General features: G+C 36.5%; 27 protein-coding genes and 1 pseudogene. 24 read left to right on the top strand and 4 right to left on the bottom strand.

The window, feature by feature from the left end; all coding sequences use genetic code 11:
* Positions 1 to 14: 14 nt before the first annotated feature.
* The 6 genes from recN (at position 15) to KSP24_RS07880 (ending at position 6358) form a co-directional block, all read left to right on the top strand.
* The gene (gene recN / locus KSP24_RS07905) at positions 15 to 1733 is read left to right on the top strand and encodes a DNA repair protein RecN (protein WP_058711533.1); all 1719 of its coding nucleotides are present in this window, start codon (positions 15 to 17) and stop codon (positions 1731 to 1733) included.
* Between the two features lie 123 nt (positions 1734 to 1856).
* Positions 1857 to 3017, top strand: coding sequence for a SpoIVB peptidase (gene spoIVB / locus KSP24_RS07900; protein WP_216974864.1), 1161 nt, complete (start codon positions 1857 to 1859; stop codon positions 3015 to 3017).
* Between the two features lie 216 nt (positions 3018 to 3233).
* The gene (gene spo0A / locus KSP24_RS07895) at positions 3234 to 4037 is read left to right on the top strand and encodes a sporulation transcription factor Spo0A (protein WP_013371763.1); all 804 of its coding nucleotides are present in this window, start codon (positions 3234 to 3236) and stop codon (positions 4035 to 4037) included.
* Positions 4038 to 4207: 170 nt separating this feature from the next.
* Entirely contained in the window at positions 4208 to 5185 is a 978-nt protein-coding gene (locus KSP24_RS07890; protein ID WP_216974863.1) for a tyrosine-type recombinase/integrase, read from the top strand.
* Positions 5186 to 5326: 141 nt separating this feature from the next.
* Entirely contained in the window at positions 5327 to 5530 is a 204-nt protein-coding gene (locus KSP24_RS07885) for a hypothetical protein (protein WP_064962917.1), read from the top strand.
* Positions 5531 to 5965: 435 nt separating this feature from the next.
* Positions 5966 to 6358: a hypothetical protein gene (locus tag KSP24_RS07880; RefSeq protein ID WP_064962918.1), complete on the top strand. Its 393-nt coding sequence runs from the start codon at positions 5966 to 5968 to the stop codon at positions 6356 to 6358.
* A 548-nt stretch (positions 6359 to 6906) separates the two neighbouring features.
* Here KSP24_RS07880 and KSP24_RS07875 read toward each other — a convergent pair.
* Together KSP24_RS07875 and KSP24_RS07870 are read right to left on the bottom strand one after the other, a co-directional pair.
* Entirely contained in the window at positions 6907 to 7389 is a 483-nt protein-coding gene (locus KSP24_RS07875) for a hypothetical protein (RefSeq protein WP_216974862.1), read from the bottom strand.
* Positions 7390 to 7555: 166 nt separating this feature from the next.
* Complete coding sequence (locus KSP24_RS07870; protein ID WP_216974861.1) at positions 7556 to 7774, bottom strand: helix-turn-helix domain-containing protein; 219 nt, start codon at positions 7772 to 7774, stop codon at positions 7556 to 7558.
* 148 nt (positions 7775 to 7922) lie between these two features.
* On the opposite strand from KSP24_RS07870, the gene KSP24_RS07865 reads away from it, so the two are divergent.
* The 17 genes and pseudogenes from KSP24_RS07865 (at position 7923) to KSP24_RS07785 (ending at position 17590) form a co-directional block, all read left to right on the top strand.
* Entirely contained in the window at positions 7923 to 8573 is a 651-nt protein-coding gene (locus KSP24_RS07865) for a hypothetical protein (RefSeq protein ID WP_216974860.1), read from the top strand.
* Positions 8574 to 8618: 45 nt separating this feature from the next.
* Positions 8619 to 9083 (top strand): hypothetical protein, encoded by a 465-nt coding sequence (locus KSP24_RS07860; protein WP_216974859.1) that lies wholly within the window; start codon positions 8619 to 8621, stop codon positions 9081 to 9083.
* A 104-nt stretch (positions 9084 to 9187) separates the two neighbouring features.
* On the top strand, positions 9188 to 9472 hold the full coding sequence (locus tag KSP24_RS07855; protein WP_216974858.1) for a hypothetical protein: 285 nt from the start codon (positions 9188 to 9190) through the stop codon (positions 9470 to 9472).
* A 427-nt stretch (positions 9473 to 9899) separates the two neighbouring features.
* The gene (locus KSP24_RS07850; protein WP_216974857.1) at positions 9900 to 10154 is read left to right on the top strand and encodes a hypothetical protein; all 255 of its coding nucleotides are present in this window, start codon (positions 9900 to 9902) and stop codon (positions 10152 to 10154) included.
* A gap of 268 nt (positions 10155 to 10422) precedes the next feature.
* The gene (locus KSP24_RS07845; RefSeq protein WP_216974856.1) at positions 10423 to 10647 is read left to right on the top strand and encodes a hypothetical protein; all 225 of its coding nucleotides are present in this window, start codon (positions 10423 to 10425) and stop codon (positions 10645 to 10647) included.
* Positions 10648 to 10733: 86 nt separating this feature from the next.
* On the top strand, positions 10734 to 11102 hold the full coding sequence (locus KSP24_RS07840) for a hypothetical protein (protein WP_216974855.1): 369 nt from the start codon (positions 10734 to 10736) through the stop codon (positions 11100 to 11102).
* 128 nt (positions 11103 to 11230) lie between these two features.
* Entirely contained in the window at positions 11231 to 11704 is a 474-nt protein-coding gene (locus KSP24_RS07835) for a hypothetical protein (RefSeq protein ID WP_216974854.1), read from the top strand.
* A gap of 151 nt (positions 11705 to 11855) precedes the next feature.
* Positions 11856 to 12818 (top strand): DUF4062 domain-containing protein, encoded by a 963-nt coding sequence (locus KSP24_RS07830; protein ID WP_216974853.1) that lies wholly within the window; start codon positions 11856 to 11858, stop codon positions 12816 to 12818.
* A 309-nt stretch (positions 12819 to 13127) separates the two neighbouring features.
* Positions 13128 to 13352: a hypothetical protein gene (locus KSP24_RS07825; RefSeq protein ID WP_216974852.1), complete on the top strand. Its 225-nt coding sequence runs from the start codon at positions 13128 to 13130 to the stop codon at positions 13350 to 13352.
* Positions 13353 to 13472: 120 nt separating this feature from the next.
* Positions 13473 to 14087, top strand: coding sequence for a copper amine oxidase N-terminal domain-containing protein (locus KSP24_RS07820; RefSeq protein ID WP_216974851.1), 615 nt, complete (start codon positions 13473 to 13475; stop codon positions 14085 to 14087).
* A 625-nt stretch (positions 14088 to 14712) separates the two neighbouring features.
* A complete protein-coding gene (locus tag KSP24_RS07815; RefSeq protein ID WP_155613662.1) occupies positions 14713 to 14880 on the top strand; it encodes a hypothetical protein in 168 nt (55 codons plus the stop codon).
* A 38-nt stretch (positions 14881 to 14918) separates the two neighbouring features.
* Positions 14919 to 15110, top strand: a complete 192-nt coding sequence (locus KSP24_RS07810) for a hypothetical protein (RefSeq protein WP_040101748.1) — start codon at positions 14919 to 14921, stop codon at positions 15108 to 15110.
* A 197-nt stretch (positions 15111 to 15307) separates the two neighbouring features.
* Positions 15308 to 15772, top strand: a complete 465-nt coding sequence (locus KSP24_RS07805) for a hypothetical protein (RefSeq protein WP_254207669.1) — start codon at positions 15308 to 15310, stop codon at positions 15770 to 15772.
* Positions 15773 to 16131: 359 nt separating this feature from the next.
* Positions 16132 to 16664: pseudogene (locus tag KSP24_RS07800) on the top strand (3'-5' exonuclease).
* Positions 16665 to 16702: 38 nt separating this feature from the next.
* Positions 16703 to 16972 (top strand): hypothetical protein, encoded by a 270-nt coding sequence (locus KSP24_RS07795; RefSeq protein ID WP_216974850.1) that lies wholly within the window; start codon positions 16703 to 16705, stop codon positions 16970 to 16972.
* A gap of 39 nt (positions 16973 to 17011) precedes the next feature.
* Entirely contained in the window at positions 17012 to 17194 is a 183-nt protein-coding gene (locus KSP24_RS07790; RefSeq protein ID WP_216974849.1) for a hypothetical protein, read from the top strand.
* Between the two features lie 144 nt (positions 17195 to 17338).
* A complete protein-coding gene (locus KSP24_RS07785; protein ID WP_216974848.1) occupies positions 17339 to 17590 on the top strand; it encodes a helix-turn-helix domain-containing protein in 252 nt (83 codons plus the stop codon).
* A 470-nt stretch (positions 17591 to 18060) separates the two neighbouring features.
* Here the strand turns inward: KSP24_RS07785 and KSP24_RS07780 are convergent, their stop codons facing one another.
* Positions 18061 to 19716 (bottom strand): recombinase family protein, encoded by a 1656-nt coding sequence (locus tag KSP24_RS07780; RefSeq protein WP_216974847.1) that lies wholly within the window; start codon positions 19714 to 19716, stop codon positions 18061 to 18063.
* 17 nt (positions 19717 to 19733) lie between these two features.
* A complete protein-coding gene (locus KSP24_RS07775) occupies positions 19734 to 19889 on the bottom strand; it encodes a hypothetical protein (RefSeq protein ID WP_216974846.1) in 156 nt (51 codons plus the stop codon).
* A 278-nt stretch (positions 19890 to 20167) separates the two neighbouring features.
* On the opposite strand from KSP24_RS07775, the gene KSP24_RS07770 reads away from it, so the two are divergent.
* Entirely contained in the window at positions 20168 to 20785 is a 618-nt protein-coding gene (locus KSP24_RS07770) for a recombinase family protein (RefSeq protein ID WP_216974845.1), read from the top strand.
* Positions 20786 to 21193: the final 408 nt, after the last annotated feature.

Here is a 21193-nt window from a genome sequence, read left to right as displayed (position 1 = left end):
GAGGTGAAAGAACGATGCTGGTCACTTTGTCTATACGGAATTTGGCAGTCGTAGAAGCTGTCGATGTTCATTTTTATAAAGGATTTCATGTATTGAGCGGAGAAACTGGTGCTGGTAAATCCATTATTATCGACGCACTTGGGCTGATTGCGGGCGGCAGGGGATCTGCTGACCTAGTGCGTTACGGTTGTGATAAAGCTGAAATGGAAGCCTTGTTTGAATTGCCGGTCAAACATCCCGTTTGGAATACGTTGGAGGAACAAGGGATTAAGGCTAATCCAGAAGAGCATTTGCTGATTCGTCGAGAACTTACAGTTCAGGGGAAAAGCTCATCTCGAATTAACGGTCAGATGGTTAATTTAACGATGCTGCGTGAGGTAGGTGAGCAACTCGTTAATATCCACGGGCAGCATGAGCATCAAAGCTTGCTGCGTGCGGATCGCCATCTTGCGCTGCTGGATACGTTCGGTGACTCGGTCATTGGTCCAGTCAAAGCGCTTTACCGGGAGCGCTACAATGCTTTTGTCAAAGCGGAAAAAGAAGTAAGAGAATTGCAAAGCTCCAGTCAAAAGGCTTATCAGCTATTGGACATGTATCGCTTCCAATTGGAAGAGATCGCTGCGGCGGAGTTAAAATTGGGTGAAGATGAATTATTGGCAGAGGAACGGGTCAAGCTATCCCATAGTGAGAAAATGATGGATGGAGTATCAGGAGCATACGAGCTGTTAAGTGGCAGAGGTGGTCTGGATACGGTCAATAACGTGTTGTCCAGATTAAATGATGTTCAGAGCTACGACAGTAAAAGCCTTCAGCCCATTGCGGAGCAGATTCAATCTGCTTTCTATCAGTTGGAGGATGCAGCGTTTCAATTACGCTCTTATCGTGAGGATATTGAATTTAATCCGGGCAAGCTGCATGAGGTGGAGCAACGTTTGAATCAAATTACCGGATTACAGCGAAAATATGGTGATAGTATAGAGCAGATTTTGGAATACTATAGCCGTATTGAGCAGGAAACCGATCTGTTGGAAAATAAAGATGAGCGGCTGGAGCAACTCATTGCAAAGCGGGATGAGTTGCTTTCGGATTTGCTGGAGATTGCTGAAGAGCTTACAGAAGCACGTGAAATTTGTGCTGAAGAGCTTGCAGAGCAAGTAGAACAGGAATTAAAAGATCTTCAAATGGAAAGAACGTCACTCAAGGTGCGTATTGATCCAATTGAGGATCCACGTGGATATGAATATAAAGGTCTAAAGGTACGACCTACCAAGCAAGGGATAGATAATGCGGAATTTCTGATTTCGCCCAATCCAGGTGAGCCACTTCGCCCACTCGGTAAAATTGCTTCTGGTGGTGAGTTATCACGTATCATGTTGGCAATGAAAAGTATTTTTGCGCGTCATGATCAAATTCCGGTGCTCATTTTTGACGAGGTGGATACCGGGGTAAGTGGTCGTGCAGCTCAGTCCATAGCCGAGAAGCTTTATCGTTTGTCTTCCGTATGTCAGGTGTTTTCCATTACTCATTTGCCGCAGGTGGCGTGTATGGCAGATCATCAGTACCTGATTGAGAAAAATGTTCATGACGGACGGACCATGACTCAAATTGAGGGACTAACGGAGGAAGGTCGTGTTAAGGAATTGGCGCGGATGCTGGGCGGGGTAGAAATTACCGAAAAAACATTGCATCACGCACAGGAAATGCTGAATTTGGCGGAAGGAAAGAAAGCCTGAAAAGAGCGGCTGGCGTAATGATTAACAGTTATAAAAGCCTGGGGGCAAGGTTACCTTATAGGTACGCAATTGGCGACCACCTTTACTCGTCAAGCGAAAGAAGCAAAGGGAGCGTGACAGCCATTGAATTTTTACTCCAGGATCAAATTGCTCGGTCTTTTGCTTGTTTTTCTTATGTGTTCTCTCGGTAACGCTCATCATGTGCAAGCAGCGCTGCCTCTACAAGCTTCTTTGGATTTGTTCGGCACTAAAAGCATGCAAACAACCCAAGAAAGCGTGGTCCCCGATTTGAAAGTATACCCAGGGGGGCAGACGATCGGGGTCAAAGTAAAATCTTCAGGAGTGCTTGTCGTAGGTCACCATATCATTCAGGAAAGCAATGATCGTAAGGTGTCACCTGGTGAGAATGCTGGTATTCGCCTAGGGGACCGGATTACACACATGAACGGCAAACCCCTCAATAGTCTCGCCAGGGTAGCTGAAGCCGTGGACGAGGCAGGTAAAAACAAAAAGCCGCTGAACATCACGCTTTGTCGAGGTGAGCAGACGATTTCCACCAAGTTAACCCCAGCATATGATCAAGATGATAAAGCGTGGCGGCTTGGGTTGTATATTAGAGACTCGGCTGCAGGCGTAGGTACATTAACGTTTTATGCACCGGACCAGGGGGTTTACGGGGCTTTGGGTCATGTAATTACCGATATGAATACTCAAACTCCCATTGTTGTGGGTAGTGGAGAGATTGTGCAATCCAATGTGACGTCAATTGCGAAGAGCCAGAGTGGGGAACCCGGAGAAAAACGTGCTCATTTTCTCAAAGATCATCGGATCTTAGGAAATATTGAACGAAATACGAGCTTCGGAATATTTGGGAAAATGTCAGATGAGCCGCAGAATGGATTGTATTCGGCGCCCATTCCGGTGGGACTTGCGAATGAAGTAAAAGAAGGACCGGCAGAAATATTGACTGTATTGGAAGGTCAACAAATTCAGCGTTTTCAGGCAGAAATTGTACACATTTCTCAGCAGGATAAACCGGCAACCAAAGGGCTTGTGATTCGGGTTGTAGATCCTAAGCTATTAGATAAGACCGGCGGAATCGTGCAAGGAATGAGTGGGAGTCCGATTATCCAAAATGGTAAGCTGATCGGAGCTGTAACACATGTATTCGTTAATGATCCTAAATCAGGTTACGGATGTTTTATCGAATGGATGTTGCGTGATGCAGGAATCATGCATAATAAATTGAGCTTGAAGTCATCCTCTAATCTTAAGGCGAGCTAGTGGCCTTAAGATTTTTTTGTCGAAAAGCAGGGGAATAACTCAGAATTGCAAGATAAAAATTCAATTATAATTGAATTAATAAAAAAAATAAATAAAAATAATTTTCGACAGAAGGAATTCATAATTCGATGTCGAAATCATATACTCCGACAAGAAATATTTATTTAATGCAAACAGATGTCCCAATGGAATAACACTCAATAAGGAGGAAGTACATTGCAAAAAATTGAGGTATTGTTGGCTGATGACAACCGGGAATTTACGAATTTGCTTGCTGAATATATTTCCGATCAGGAGGATATGGAAGTTACAGGAATCGCCTTCAACGGTGAAGAAGTACTCCAACGCATCGCAGAATCCCGCAACATACCTGATGTACTTATTTTAGATATTATTATGCCTCATCTGGATGGTCTCGGTGTATTGGAGCGTTTAAGAGAAATGAACCTGACTCCACAACCGAAAATCATTATGCTGACTGCATTCGGTCAAGAAAATATTACACAGAGGGCCGTTCAACTCGGGGCATCTTATTATATTTTGAAGCCGTTTGACATGGAAGTGCTTGCTAACCGTATACGCCAATTGGTAGGACCGCAATTAGTCAGCAATAGCCCGGTAACCGTTTCATCCATGCGGTCCAACGTTGTGCCTATGGGTAAGACGAAAAACCTGGATGCCAGCATCACGGCTATCATCCATGAGATTGGCGTACCAGCTCACATCAAGGGCTATCAATATCTACGCGAAGCCATTACGATGGTGTACAATAATATCGAAATATTGGGAGCCATCACCAAAACCCTATATCCCGCAATTGCCGAAAAGTTCAAAACGACGGCATCTCGCGTAGAACGCGCCATTCGCCATGCCATCGAGGTAGCATGGACCCGTGGAAATATCGACAGCATCTCCCACCTGTTCGGTTACACTATCAATATCAGCAAGTCCAAACCAACCAACTCAGAATTTATAGCGATGGTCGCAGACAAGCTGCGGATTGAGAATAAGGTGTCCTGAAACTCTGATGAGCAGGCGTGGTAAGGCTTGAGCCTGAAGGTGAAACCAACCAATTCTTCATTTTGCTCTGAAGGTTTGGCAGTGAAAACCAATAATATATTTACGAGTATATGTATGAATCCATCAATTGATTGGTCAAGTAATTTGGCAAATCAGGAGGTGGATTTTTTATGTTTTCGGAGATTACATTCCAAATTGAGAATTTTATGCTGTATTGTACAAGCCGTAATCTTGCAAAAAGAACATTAGCCAGCTACGAGCAAACACTAAAATTATTTGCAGTGTATCTGGAACGAGAACATCAGACTACAGATTTTAAAGAGGTGGGAAGCGGACATATCCGAATGTACGTAAAGTATGTGCAAGATAGGGGGAAATACTCGGTTGTTTCGAGAGAGGAATCAAGAAACTCAAATCATCCTGAGTTAAGAGGTGATTATAATAAGCCTGTATCAGCAACGACAATTGCGAATTATGTTCGGAATATCAAAGTGTTTTTTAATTGGTTGCATACTATTGAGAGGGAGATACAAAAAAATCCAGTTGGACAAATAGCACTTCCAAAAGTTGAGAGAAAGCAAAAGCACACATTAAGTGAATCGGAGATTGTTTTGATTTTACGACAATTCGATACTACAAAATTCCATGGTTATCGCAATTGGATGATCTTCCGTCTGCTACTCGATACTGGAATGCGAATTAATGAATGTGTAAATTTGGAACCGAAACACATTGACTTTAATAAACGAGCAATCCTTATAGTCAAACCCAAAAATAAGCAGCAAAGATTCGTTTACTTTTCATCAAAATTGAGTATAGAGCTGAAAAATTGGCTGAAACATCGTGATCGCTATAAAGAGTCGCATTGGTTATTTCCCACAACCAAGGGTACGCAGTTGGATGTACGAAACTATGAATATGCGCTAAGACAAGCTGGTAAGACTATCGGGTTAAATGTACATCCTCATCAGTTAAGGAATAATTATGCGAAGTACTATATTTTGGCAGGTGGTGATTGGTTTACTTTGAGTCGTATCTTAGGTCATGCTTCTGTGGAGACTACGCAAAAAGCATACCTCGACTTCACTGATGATGAGGTGAGGGGAAAAGCTCAACTCCATAGTCCACTGAATACACTTAAAATTTAACAAGAGTGGAGAAGTAGGAAGAGAATTTTAACAATATCGCCGCCAAATATGAGGAACTCGTCTTAATAGAGGAATAACTACTCAAACAAGCAAAAGTATGTGAGGACATGATAGGACACTGCATACGGGATGCTGTAACCAGTGGACAGGTCGCAATGGTATAGTATTCTTCTTAACAATGGATTTGGAAAGTTTATTCTAGAGAAAAAAACTGCAACTATGAATTATGAAATGAGTTTAAAAGATTACGAATATCAGCAGGAGAGGATAGTAAACAAGATAAGCTCAAAAGAGAGCGTTAAGCCAACACAGATTAAAGTTACGGGGATTTTGAGACTTCCCTGATTATAACGTGAATAACAGCCTTAAAACAAATGCGAGAGCTTATAACAGATATATATGTTCAATGTACAACGTATTGATACCAGTTCATCAGCTATACATTAACAATAGTTGAAATTGAAAGGTAATAAGATATCCTTCTAAAGGAGTACGATAGGGTAAATTTGCTGTCACCGAGCACTCGTTAAGTAAAAAAAATACATTTATCATTTTTGTTTACAGTAATTCCCAATTTAACTGAATAATAATAAGAAAGAACCTGTTTCCCCTAAAGAAAATATTATATATTATTCTTGCAAGATACAAACGTTGGAGGAGGAGTAAACGGTTTAATTTATACACAATGCTATCGAGAAGTTTAGAGAATCTATTGTAAAAATTATTAGATTAATTGGTAATTTTGATTCTGAATTTTATTTCTTAAAGGAGATGTTAAATGTGAGAAAATTTCAGAAAATATCATTCTCTACTTTTGCTTCTTTGATGATGATCTTAACACCTATACAGGCCGCTTTTGCTGACGAAGCCGTTACTAATAATCCCCCTCCAGCACAGGAACTTCAGGACATTGGAAATATTGAATTGCAAGGAATAGAATGGGGAACTATCGGAGATTCAACAAAGGATATATATATGACTGGAGATATCAAGATTGTGGTTAATGCTTCTTCTATTCAAAGTTTTCCAGTTTATGCTGTCGACCCAAATGGTGGCGAAAAATTTTTAGGACAAATAAAGGGTAAAGAATATATAAAAACACAACTATATGGTTACTACAAAATTTACGTAGGTGGAAATAAAAACGATGGATCATTCTACGTTTATTATTAAAAATCGTTGATTTTCTTCACCATGAGAATACCGATAATCGTAATTTAAAGAGACTAGTCAGAAGAGAATAAGCTCCTGACTAGTCCTATTTTAATTGCTTAAACAGACCCTCAAAATATGTGTCCTATGATTCGATTTCAAATTTGGCAGAAGTACATACCGCAGCAGACGTTCGTATTCACCCAGGTGTAGGCTCAACGGAGTCGTTAATGTGTTGGCTGGAATTTTATTCCTGAAAAATAGACGAGCCTTTAAATCTAGCATTTTTATGTGAATATTTAAATAAAGCACCAATTTTACTATCCAGTTGCCCCCATATTGACGGTGACTGGATTTTTCGTATCCAAATCGTGCGACAGCGGATGGTTAAAACTTGTCGTCAATTATGAGTTTTTATTAATCTGTATATTATTATTAATTCAAATTTTAAAACTAAAGAAGGTCATTAATTTGGATAGGTGAATAGTTAAAGTTGCAATAATCATCCTAAATGCATTGGATATGAGTGAAAGCTCAGGGAGGAATGAGATCCTCCCTATTCTATCTATCTATGGATTTATTGTACCATCAGGATTAAGTGGATAAACCATTCCACTCGTGTATTCAGGCAACTCATAGTATTCTCTTGATGTTTCAAGCATTTCAGCAAAAGAAGGTTCCCAGACAGTTCTTGCTTTTCTTCTCATTCTCACATAGAGTCTGACAAAACGTTCAGTGGTTATTTTCTCATGTCTTCTTTTAAAGGGATTCCAAACCTTATGATATACACTCCAATAAGCATCTCCAGCAGATACTTCAAATTGACCACTTCCAAATATTTTCCCCTTGTTTTGTAAGGCTTGTGTAAGCAAATCCTTCCCTACTTTAGCAGCTAAATCTTCGAGTTCTTGACCTAAATATGCTGCCGCGCATCCGAAATAGATACAAGCTGCTAATTTAGCTGCTTCGCCCATTCCGTATGATTTTGACCACAAGACTATATCCCAACCAGTTTCTACTTCTCTTTTCATGTCTTGAAATGTACTTGGCATTTTTCAATGCTCCACCTTTCCAAAATATGATCTAGGCATAAGCACTATATGCAAAGTTAAAGTAATGGTGTTTGCCCAAACGGTGTCCACGACAAATAAAGCCTAGTCAGGATCATCTAGGGTCTTTGCTGTGTCTATGTAGTAATAAATTTAGTGTGCTGTAGATTTATTCTTCTGTTTCCTCGAACTGCATCAAAACAGATATGTCTTTAATGTTTAAGGCATTTGCTATTTTCTCAAGGTTATTAATATTTAGTTCCTGAAATTTGTTATTGCACAAATTAGATATCTTTGATTGTGGAACTCCTGAAATATCTTCAAGTTTCTTTTGCGTAATTCCTTGCTCTTTAAGAATTTCTTTTAACTTAATTTTAAACTTTAACATTCAAATATCCTCCATAAATGAATTGACATTATCACGACAACGTGATAATTTAAATATACCGACATCGTGATATTTATACCTGATATCACAGTATTTTTTAAGTGCTTTTATCACCATTTTATCAATTTCACAAGGAGGAAGATACCCAATGTCCAAAAAAGTTAATGAGATAACCATTGTAGACATTGTGCGAATGAAACCAGTCTGGGAACGAGAAGAGGAAGCCAGCAAAAAAGAATTGCACTATTACCACATTACTGATGCACAAAATCGAAAATGGCAGACTATCGGCCTGAATTTCTCAGACGCTATCCAAGTGTTTGAGCATGGTAATGACGACAATTGGACTCGTATTATCGAACCAGCACCGTACAATCCTGACTTGTCCATCAATGACCTAATTAATACGCTTAATATCAGTCCTGAAGCTTGGCGTATTCGTAATGACATGCAAATCATATTGAACACAGTTGAACGCCGTAATGAGTATGTAAATCGTATTGTCAATGTGAATCGTGAAAGTAGATTTCTTTTGCTACACCAAATGAAAAATGAATATTTACAACACGATCAGTTATCAGATGAACAGTTCATACAGATGTATGCTGTAAATCCTGTTGAAGCTCTGTCAGTGTATTTTTTACAGTCTATTGATATCATCGCATATTGGGAATGGGCTACCGCTAACGGTACTGCTGAGAGGGCTATACAGTACAAACGTGAGGAACCTTTGTTACCGTTTATTCAGGCTATCGAACGTGCTGAGGATGAAGCGAGAGGGATTGTTTCAGGTTTCTAATATGTCACGTGTCACAACTGTATCCTAAAAGGAGAAGATACATATATGACAATCGCACTGAACAACCAAGAGGTAGTCAATTTGACTGCTACGGAAATTCCGTACCACTCTGATCTAACAATTGAAAAGCTTTGCTACTTCCTCGAAATCTCACCTAAAGCAACGATCATTATCGACTTGATGAAATTTCATCTCAAAACGATTGATCGATTAAATGAGTTTGTTGAACGGCTAATGTTTGAAACTAGCGGTAGCGTACCTGAATTGTCATTGCTCGCTAAGATGAGAAAAGAAGACATTGATTCCTACAGCTATACCGACAAAGCAACTTTTGTTTACGATTATTATCGCGATAAACAGACTGCACTAGAAAGGTTGTTTCAGGAACCAATGAAGGCGTTCAAGATTAGACGTTTTAAAACGGACAACCCTGAGCTTATCTATGATGCTTATTTTAATTGCGGCAAATATTCTTCATCGCTAACTGTGGCATTCCATCTAATTCAATAATACATAGCAGGGCAGGTCAAACTACATACTTCACTCATCATAGGTAATTATCTGTCCTGTTAAATCACATAACAACTAATTAATAACATTCGTGAGGTGTCGTTATGGATAATAATTTGCATCAATCACTATATGGAAAATTCATAAAAGAACACAATGGAGCGACTATGTTACTTGTCTACATGTTCCAAGTTGCCAGCAGATACGAAGGAAAAAGGTTTAATCCACTCGTTGATGTAATAGACAAGAACAAGCCCATAAACAGTCCTGAACTTAATTTGCTTGAAAGTAGAATTTCCGAGTCATTTAAACTTGTCGTTAAACATGCATTGGTTGACTTAGAGATTGAAAAGAAACAGAAGGAAATTGAAGAACTACAATCAATGTAAAATTACTATTTCATCATAACATCGTACTGTAACAGGCTGCATTCTACTGGAATAAGCACTGTAGCGTGACACTACATTCTATAAAATCAAGGAGCGATGACCTATGTATAAATGTGGACGACTCATAAGGGGTAAACTTTTCTTACAGACTTGGGATGGTCAATTAATCAGTTTGAAAGTGCTGGCTCAAGCCAACAGGTAGGCGTATGAAAAAAGGAAGCTGAAACAAGAAGAAATGTGCATATAGGTTGGGGGATGCTAAATTGTTACCCTTTGAATATGATACTAAGCGCCTAGTAATAGGCGTTTTTTTTATTTATTGATTACTAGTGAAGAAACGTGAAAAATATGAGATTAAGAGTAGATATATACTATATATAGATGTATTATTGAATTGTTGATCAATATATAGTCGTATTTTGAGAGGGTGAATATCATTAGAGAAAAAGGAATCGCTTTAGGGGCATTGTTTATGGTGTACCCAATTATTTGCCTGGTGCTTTATATAGCTTGGATTAATACACCTGAAAAACAAGAGTTTTTAGGATCTGAATTTGATAACTCCATGACTAAAGGTTTAATGGGATGGATTTATGAGCATTTTGTGAGTGCTCCTACAATCGTAATTTGTGTACTAGCTAGCATATTGTTATTTTATTTTGTGAGTAGAAGAAGTTATTAATCATTTTACAATCAAGGGAACGTTGATTAACGAAAGCAGCATGAGGATATTATACCTACATAGAAGATCAACACCTATTGGAGTCATTCATAATTTCTTGTAAGCATCCTCATCGCTCTTATTTCATTTTATTGATCAACTTTTTTTAGGCGTAACACTAATGAATAAGAGTGATGAGAGTATGTTTAAATTAAAATTCAGCTATTTCAATTACCAGCAATGGCCTTAAATAAGGAAGGTACATGAGAAATGAAGGAGAAATTATAAGATGAAATTATATGAGGAAATACTTAACTCAGATAGTGAATTAGTTGAAGCATTAAAATATGCAGCAGAAACAGAGGGAGTAGTGAAAAGTATTGGATATAAGCGACCAGACCAATATAAGAAATTAGAGAGAATGGGTTGCGTAATATTTCAACGGACTGGATCTGGATATGGTATAGTTCATTTAACAACAGAAGGAAGAGAGTATCTTGAGCAATTATCTTAATCATGTCTTTCTGGCAGAGAGTTAGGGATAATAAATCTAATCCATAGTAAACGATGGTTTGAAAAAAATAGGAAGCGGGGATTAAAATGAATAATGACTTTCGTCCTGACCACTATACGGTTAAATTTATAGGGGGAGCAGATAATCAGGATTCAATAGATACAATGATAGAGCCTTCGATATATGGATTGTATAAAAATTCTAAAAATGGTGGGGAATACTCGATAGTCCATGTTGACAAAGACAAAAGACAAGCGTATGCTGTTCGCTGGTCAGAGGAAGATCCTTTTTGGAAATCATTTGAACTTTGGGGAAAGGTAAAAGAAATGTTTGAATTTATTCCGAACACTTTTTCTAAAAAAGAATTTGAAGATGAGATTAGAATCAAAATAAGTGATGCAAGGGTGTTATTTAAACAAATTGAAACCCTATTGGATAATAATGAGGATAATTAAAGCAGAGAAAAGAGACACTTGTATAAGATTGGAGAAGATACGAAATGAGACAGATGACAAAAACTCTTCTCTCTCTTACAAAGTGTCTCTTTATTGTGTATCGCTAATAATTGGAGATGATAGGCCATATGAATCTAAACCAGCATCACACAATGACCTACACGCTAAACAGTGGAATCAAAGGAACTGTCAATCTATCCACCAAACAAATACAGGACTGGATAGAATCTTATCGTGTAGGCAGTAAGTATGTGACTACAGTAGGTAAAGAACATTTTGGATTAAATCCTGAGCTTGTAGCAGACTTCAAGGTACATAATGAATTTTCTGAGCAAAGGGAATATGTAGCAGCTATACAACCTATAGCAGCAAGTAAGGCCAGTGAACAATTAGCAGATGCATACAGCCAGCAGAAGGTATTGATTCAGGTAGAATGTAAATGTGGTGCTTCTTATATAGAAGTGTCAGCGTATAAAAGGAACAAATGGGGCTGTAAAGAGTGTGGGGATATTGTGTTTCTGGATAGCAAGAAGGGTATGGTTGATACAATGAAGGGTAAAGCTTGGTATATGACCAACAGGTACTTTGTTGAGAGAGGCTGAAGATTTAACATAGCGTTAAACTCAGTGGTCAATTATTTTCGCATAATGACAAAAGTCTGATTTTATTTTCAATTAAATAGGAATATTGTACGGGTTTGGCGACTTCTGTAGTATAATAGGTAATATTATACATGAGGGAGTCGTTTTGTTTATGAAGAAGAAACTTCAAGTTTTTATATCCTCAACTTACATAGATATGATTGAAGAACGACAGGCAGCAGTAACAGCGGTTTTAAATGCAGGGCATATTCCTGCTGGGATGGAGTTGTTTAAGTCAGGAGATCAGAGCCAAAAAGAGACAATCAAGCGGTGGATTGATGAATCCGATGTATATATGTTGATTTTAGGTGGGCGTTATGGCAGCATAGATCCCGAAAGCGGAAAAAGTTATACACATTGGGAATATGACTACGCAGGAGAGCAAGGGAAGAGAAGATTTGCTATTGTTATTACAGAGAAAAAATTAATGGACAAGGCCAGAGAAAATCCCAATTTTCTTGAAAGAGAACAATATAGTAAGTATCAAGCGTTTAAAATACTCGCTCTTAGCAACATCTCAAAATTTTATGAAGACTTAAAAGATATTAGGTTAAGTGTAATGGAGACGTTAAAAGATTATGAGGAAGATAAGAATTTAATCGGTTGGGTTAGGGCAGATACGGTGAAAAACCAAACGAAGCTAATAGAAGAGAATAAAAAATTAATAAAAGAAAACAGTAAATTAAAAGAGAACTTAGAAAAATCAAAGTATCGTTTGAAAACAAATGAAATGATAAACGGATATGATTATAAGCAACTTAATGATACTCTTTCTAAAATTACAGTTAGATTACCAGACAATTATTTTAAGGAGGAACAAGAACGACAACTAACACTACTAGATTGTTTTATTATATTTGCGAGTAAACTAAATTTTGGGATAGAGAACAATGTGCATTCAGAGGAATTTGAGATGTTTTTGTTCTATGATGTTATTCCAAAGTTATATACTTTTGGTTTAATGGAAAAGGTAAAAGTTGCTGGGGTCAAATATCAAAGATATCAAACTTCCAAAGAAGGACTTAAATTTCAAGCTCTATATCATATAGAGCGACAAAAAATAAAGGACTTATAAAAGATTAATTTGACCAAGATCGCTTAGGCGGTCTTTTTTGTTTGCTATGTGACAGATAAAAGCTGGTCTAATAGGTAAAGGGAGTAGAGAAACAAATAGGGGATAGGAAACAGATCGTAGCTACTTAACGTACGAGGAAGAAACTCAAACAGCATGTTGTATATTTGGTCAGGTAAATGTGAAAATTCCACCTCAAATGATATACAACTAAGCTCCTAGTAATTAGGTGTTTTTTATTATCTTATAATTATATAATTGATTACAAAATATATTTATTATAAATCAGAATTTATAGAAGGAGCTGAATTAATGAATAGAAGAGCGACTGGAGTCTCATTTTGTTTTATAGCAACTATATTGTATGTTTCTAGATACTTTATTGTAACAAATGGTGTAGTAAACTATGCTGATTCACCATTGGATATAGCATTGAATAGGTTAAAAGGACATGATGTTCTACTTGTGTTAAGTATTATATCTTTAATCATAGGAGTTATTTATATCATTGTAGGAGAAGTAAAAAAGGAGAAGTAAACAGGTATAGCTCTTTATCATTTGTTGGATTTATTTAAGTATGAAACAAAATTCTTCCTTATTATTGGTACATTGTGCTAATATACTAGGTATATAATACCAAAAGGGGATTGTGGAAGAGTGAAAAATAAAGTATTAGCTAGTTCATTTGCCTTAGTGTTGATTCTTTCCAGTGCTACAGCATATGCTCATCCGGGTAGAACTGATTCAAATGGTGGACATTATTGTCGTACTAACTGTGCTAAGTGGGGACTCCAAGACGGGGAATATCATTATCATAATGGTGGAGGATCTTCTTCAAGTAGTTCCTCATCTTCGAGTTTGAGTAAATCGACTCCTAAAAAGAGCACTGCAAAGCCTAAAGCAGCGAAGACAACTTATAAAGAATCTGGATTAAGAGTTTACGTGAACGGAAATAAATTAAGCTTTAGTAGTGAGCCATTGATTTATCAGAATACAAACTTGGTTCCTCTTCGTGAGATTGCTGAAGGCTTGGGTGCTACCCTGAACTATGATGATAATAGTGGTACCATTGGTGTAACTAAAGGAAATAGCAAAATGACACTTACCATTGGAAGCAAAATAGTGTTTTACAATGGATCATCTGAAACAGTGAGCGCAGCACCTAAAGTAATAAAGGGAGTTACCTATGTTCCTGCTCAGGTTTTTGCTAGGGGATTAGGTGCAGGAATTGAATTAGACAGCATTAATAACTCTCTGAAAATAACATATTAGAGCCATGTAAATGAGCTAGAGAATTTTTGACTACCATCAATATACCAATTAAAGTATCACAGGTTTTAGAAAAGTTACATAAAATCTGTGATGCTTTTCTGTTATATATTGGTTACTAGATGAATTTTGTATTGACTGTCATTATGTTACTGGTAATTGTACTATTGAAGGTCACAAATCAAAGACTCACGTATGGTTAGAGTATGAAGGATATAAAATTGACATTACGGCGGATCAATTTAGAGATTTATTTAGAATAACTGAAGAGATTGTGGTCAGTACAAATCATGAATTGTATAAATATTTTGAAGTAAAAGAAACAAGGAAAATATCTGAGCACTTCCCTAATGAATTAAGGGCGGCTTATATTTTGATAAGAGATTTAATCTATAACTAAATTAATCTTACACAGGATAAGGTGAATTCATGAATAAGCAAGCGTTCAAAGGGTTTGCTCTAATTTGTATCGTTGCTTTACTCATACATAAGTGGCTATTTGTAACGTTTTTATTTGGTGGTATAGTTTTCTATGTTATTGGCAAAATCGACTTTTATCAAATGAAGGATGCCTATAAGTCAAAAAAGAAAAGGTAAAACGAATCTTTTAAGGGAAGTGATATTTTTCTTGAAGAGTAATGTTTTTGAAGGAATTGTAGATGTGTTTTTAGTTAATGGAGAACCCGCATACGCAGACGTTGATAATCGAGAGCAAGGTTGCTCTTTGAATGAGTATCTGCTCTTAGTTTTAGCAGGTAAAAGAGTGCGAATCACAGTTGAAAGATTAGAAGACTGAATGAAATGTGAGTTTTATTGAGAAGGGATGAAAATTAGATGAAAACAGAAATTATTATTGGGCATGAGGTAGATTATGAGTTTTTCAATGATGAAGATAGAGAAATGGATGAAGTAGATATTGAACATGTGAGCAAATTGCTTGCGGCAGGATATACGCAAGGTGAACTGAAACAGTATGATTCAGAAGAAGATAAGGAATATAGCGGTTGGTGGGACAAGGCAAACTAAGTAAAATATGACTTTTACAAGAGAGGATGAGTGCAATAAGTGATCTATATTACAGGAGACATTCATGGAACAGTAAGCGTAAACAAGCGTCTCAACACGAGAAACTTCCCACAACAAAAACAATTGACTAAAAAAGATTATGTTATCATCGTGGGAGATTTTGGCCTAATTTGGGACGGTAGTAAGGAAGATCAGTATTGTTAGACAAAACAAAGTCATTCACAACACTATTTATCGACGGGAACCATGAGAACCACGACATGCTAGATGAGTATCCAGTTGAAGTTTGGAATGGCGGGAAAGTACATAAGATTAACAAGAGTATTATTCATTTAATGCGTGGACAGGTGTTCAATATTGAGAGTATGAAGTTCTTTACGTTTGGTGGAGCTGCGTCACACGACAAAGAGTATCGTAAGGAAGGTAAGTCGTGGTGGAAACGTGAAATGCCATCAGAAGAGGAATACAAAGAAGGATTGAAGAATTTGAAAAAGCATGATTGGAAAGTTGATTACATACTGACTCACACGTGTTCAACCCCAGCATTAGAGTACATTACGCAGCGTTGTGGCATTCACATGGATTTAGATAAAATGCATCCTTATTTTTATGATATAGAGAAAAAAGTAGATTATAAACAATGGTATGCATTTTCATCATGACTTTGAGTTACCAAAGGATCAGAGGTTGTTGTATACGGATATAGTAGAAATTACGTTATGAAACTGATTTATATATATGTTCGATTGTATAATAAATTACATATTAGAAAAGAGGGGGATTTATGAATCGGAAATTCTTTTTCATGGCTTTGGTAAGAGGTATTTTCGGGTATTTTCCTTGTGGATTGGGAGTTGCAATATTAGCAATGGCTTTTAGCATAAACAGTCTAAGAGGTTATTTTATTGGAGGAACATCCTTCCTTATTGGGATATTGCTACTTTACTTCACAAGACGCTATAAATCATCAGACTGGTTACTATAGATAAAACAAATACTTTGCGTGAGAAAGGATTAAGAAATGAACTACATAATTTTTGATCTAGAAGCTACTTGTTGGGAAAATGACCGCAAAAGACAAAACGAAATTATTGAGATCGGAGCCGTAAAACTCAATGATAGGCTGAAGACTGTAAGTGAATTCCAATTTTTGTCAAGCCTGTATTAAGCCCACAGCTTTCTGATTTTTGTAAGCGGCTTACCTCCATCTCTCAGGCGGATGTGGATGCTGCAATGTATTATCCGCAGGCAATCCGTCAATTTCGAGAGTGGATAGGCAATGAACCTCATGTCCTCTGCTCCTGGGGGTTCTATGATAAGAACCAGTTGCAGAAGGATTGTGCACTACATCAAATCGCATGTGAATGGACGGATAACCATATCAGTCTCAAGCATCAGCATGGGAGGATGATTGGTAGGGAGCGAGGCGTAGGCATGGAAAGAGCTTTGACTATGCTTAAACTGCCATTGGAGGGAACCCATCACAGAGGGATTGATGACGCTAAGAATATTGCTAAGATTTTTGTGAAGATTTATGATCAATTGAGATTCTGATAAATCGTACATTTTACTTCAAGAAAGAGGTTGGCTAGATGAAATATAAAAAGGCAACAAAAAGTTTTATTCAAACGCGGTATTACTATGAAGTAGTAGTAAGTCTCCATGTCGAAAATAACGATGAAGAAGACATTACTCGTGACCTAATCATTACTTCAGAAGAAAAAATGACAATTGATGATTTACTTCAAGAAGCAGCTAACTCTATTAATGAAATGGTTGATGAAAAAAGGGATTTCTATCAGTATAATCTAGTGCAAGTTACTGGGTTGACTGTAGTAGGTGCATATGACCGAAATTTATAATACGATCAAATTTTCCTTTTACAGAAATGAGGTGTAGTCTTGACCACAACTTTGTCCGTGAAGGTAAAGAAAGATGGAAGCATTGAATTGCTGGATTTATTTGATTCACTTTCACTAGAACTGATAAGCAGAATCCCCGGCCTTTTGAAAGCAAATCCATTATTTGACGACAAGAGAAAGGATGCATTTATTGATCAAGGAAATAAACGAACTAATTTATAACAAGAAACTGGACGAACAATTCTCGCTGGCAAAAGACAGTTCCTTGGAATTTAAGATGATGCTTACTGATATAGTTGAAAAGTTGATTCGTTATGAGAACAGATGAAATCTTTCCTTTATTCAAATATGAAAGTTGGACATTAAATGGCTAATGATTTTAATGCTCAAGGTTTTTATGTAGTCGTAGGTGGAAATATTGAGAAGTATCGTAAACTTCAAAACGATAGCTTACAATCACTGGCTGAAAAGATAGGAGTAACCAAGAAAACTGTTCATCGATATGAGAGAGCGGAAATAAGAATTAGTATTGAGAAATTAATACAGGTAGCCTCGATACTGAATACGACAGTTGAGGAACTAACAAGTGGAATCTTAAAGTATGATGATACAAAATAAAAGTTTACTTTCTTAAAAGCCTTTGGGGCATTTTGTCCTAGAGATGACATACATATATGAATTGAGTTAGACTATTAGAGTGAAAGAACATGAAAATAACATCAATAACACTTCCACTACGTGATTCTTGTTACGATTCACGATTTGATTGAGGTAAGATACAAAACATAGATAAATAAAGGAATTTTAAATTTAAATTTTGAATAAATCAATTGCTAAAAAATTAAAAAATCCCTTGATTCATTAGCTTTTTAGCGAATTTCCTTCCGATTAGTACGATTGAAGCTACGATTCTAACAATTTATACAAAGAATCCTTTATTTATCTATGTTTTCACTACTTCTTCAATACAGCACGATGTAAATATATACAGACACAATTTTGAACCATGAGATTTAAGAAATGCATATGGAATATGGGGATTTTGAATATATGATCAATTTTGACGATTGAGATTCTGAATACGTATTTTAAACGTATAGCCTGAAAATTTTTTCTTTGTTCATATCAATTATTCCATCCGTGATATTCTTAGAAGCTTTCATATGCAGATCTATTTTATTGTCATTTAATACAACTTTATTTAAAAAAACTCTAGCTATTTTGCGTCTGTTTTCCATACTTATTATGTTTTTATTCATAATATATTGATACTTTTTGAGTGTATCTTGAATAAGATTCACATCATTTTTGTTGTGAAGAGTTGCTGATAATTTATGCTCAATCGTATGCAAATCCTTTTTTATATCATGTACCTGCATATCTACGGCTGACACTTTATCTTCTAAGTCCTTCATTGTTTTAATTATTCCAGCCGCATACATCTCAGTGTATCGTTCACGAGATGATTCTTTTTCTTGTAAGGTTTTTTCCAATTTCTTTTTCTGGTTAATCAATTCATCAGAGTTTGAGTTTTCTGATTGCTGTTTAATTATACGTTCAAAAAATTCTGTTGGTTCAGATATAATATTTTTAACGTACTCCCAAACAATTCTATCTACGTAATCAACTCTCCAATTACGTCCTTTGCAAATTGGATTGGATTCACCAGTTCCCACTTCATAAGACTTCTTTGTTTTATGTTGACATACGTAATACTTCAGCAATCTATTTTTAGTTTTCGTAGTCACACCTGATGATACTGCTGCCCCACATCTGCCACAGCGACAAATTCCTTGTAACAGGTAATCTTCTGTGGGTCTTCCGGGTTTGTTCTTATTTAGTTCATCAAGTCTCTTCTGAATTCTATGGTATGTCTCCATATCAATGTAAACAGGTACAGATATTCGTCTCCATTCTTCTCTTGGTTGTGGAACTTGTTTCTTTGTTCCATCAGTATTACGGATTACTTTGGTTTTGCCAAAATAATAATTGCCTGTGTAGGTTTCATTTTTAAATATTCTACTTATCGTAACTTGATACCATCTGTCTTTTTTAGGAGCTGGCACGTTACGCAAAGATAATTCTTCGGCTATCCTAGAACAGCTATAATCTTTATGTAAAAGCATATCAACCATCTTCAAATAAATTTCTTTTTCTACAGGATTCTCAACTAGTGTGTCCAATTCAGTATCATAGGTATACCCATAAATTCTGTTTAAACCCGGTATTTGACCATTTTTAACCTTTGTAATTCTGCCACGCTTAGTATCTGCTAATATCTTTGCTTTGTTATATTCCGCAATAGAACCTTGAATATTGAAGTTTAACATTGATTCTGGACTCGATTTGTCAAAATCAAACTCGACAAACCAGAAATCTTTACCAAGACCCCATATACGATTAGACAGTTGTGTTTGTAAATGAAGAAAGCGACTCATTCTGTTAGGATGTAGAAAAATAACGTGATCACCAATCCCATACTCCAACAAGAATAAAACATAATTAATCATCGGGCGATTAGGATTGTCTCCACTTTCACCATCTTCTATTAGAACAACTACTTCATCTTCGGTAATGCCTTTTTGTTTGGCTAAGTCTAAACATCTTTCAACCTGAGATTCTATTGAATAGTTGTCAACTTGTCCGTCTGTTGATACACGAGCATAAATAAGAGCCTTGATCTTAGCGAGCAGGGCTTCAAGCTCAGCTTTATTAAATTTTTCTGATCCTGCAAGAGTTAACATCTATATATCCTCCGATACTAATTAATTTCTAATGGAATTAAAAGAGAATATTCTTGAAGAATTAATTCAATCCACTGGATAATTTCTTTTTCGATTGTTTCAGCAGGTATTGTACTTTCTTCATCTGCGTAACGGGTATCAACATAAAAATTATTTTTTCTGCTATATTTCATTGTGTAGTGTCACCATCCTTATCGTATGTTAATATTTTTTAATCATATGAGTTCATGTTTCTCCTTTTATATATCTTATATACCTGATAGAAATAGAAAGGTATTTCTATAATTTCATTGGGTTAAAAGCTATTCTACTGTGTCATATAGTATGCTTTTAGACATATTAGAAAGATACCTGTTTAAGTGTGACAAAAAGTGGTATAATGAATTTAGTCGCATGACATGAAATGTGTATACTTTTTGGCACAACATTGGTATAAGGGAGTGTAAATGTATTGAAACTAGCCTATGGTAGAGTATCTGCTAAGGATCAAAATCCAGAGCGACAACTAGTAAAGTTTCGAGAATTGAAAATTGATGAAAGATATATTTTTGTGGACAAGTTAAGTGGTAAGAATTTTAACCGACCTCGCTATCAGGCAATGCGGTTAATGATTCGTGAGGGTGATTTAATTTACATAGATGCACTGGACAGACTAGGCCGAGATTATGATGGTATTATAGACGAATGGAAATACATCACACGGGAAGTTGGAGCAGACATTATATGTTTGGATAATGAAATTTTATTTGATAGTCGCAAGTTCAAAACAATGGGTGACTTAGGTAAACTCCTAGAGGATCAATTCCTAAGTATGCTTGCATACGTTGCTGCACAGGAAAGGTTAAAAAATAAACAAAGACAGAGTGAAGGGATAGAGGTAGCCAAAGCAGCAGGGGTGAAATTTGGTCGTCCTAAGCAGGAGATCACAGATGAATTTGCTCATGTATATGACAAATGGAAATCTGGAGCAATCAAGGCTGTGGAGGCAATGAAAGAACTAGGTATGAAAAACAGAACGTTTTATCGTAGAGTTAAAGAATATGAGCAACAGCAACAACAATTAGGATAAGATATTGTTCATGTGTATGAAACCTAGTTGATTATGTCTAGGTTTCTTTGTCATGTTCATTCTGCTCAATATTTGGAGGTCAAATATTACATAGTGGGGGGTGTTTTACATCATAAACGTCTATTTAATTTCCAGAATTGCCCCTAGCACATCCACTTTTACACTCAAGTTATTTTTTGACTGGATATCATCCTAAATATCATTAAGGTTGCTTCTATGCTATACATCCAATCTAAGCTCAAATCATAGATTAATTACAAGGGAATACGTACATGACTATTCAATAGAGTAACTTTGTATTGGATGAGTTGTATTCTGATTTTCCCAATAAACTATACATCAATATGAGGACGATACTTTTAATTATAAAATCCTCGAAAACTATCCCAAAAGGTATCTAAAATACAT

This window comes from Paenibacillus sp. AK121, assembly GCF_019042715.1.
In the GTDB taxonomy this organism is placed as follows: domain Bacteria; phylum Bacillota; class Bacilli; order Paenibacillales; family Paenibacillaceae; genus Paenibacillus; species Paenibacillus polymyxa_C.
Note: the sequence above shows the minus strand (reverse complement) of the source record. Positions and strands in the feature narration are given on the sequence as shown.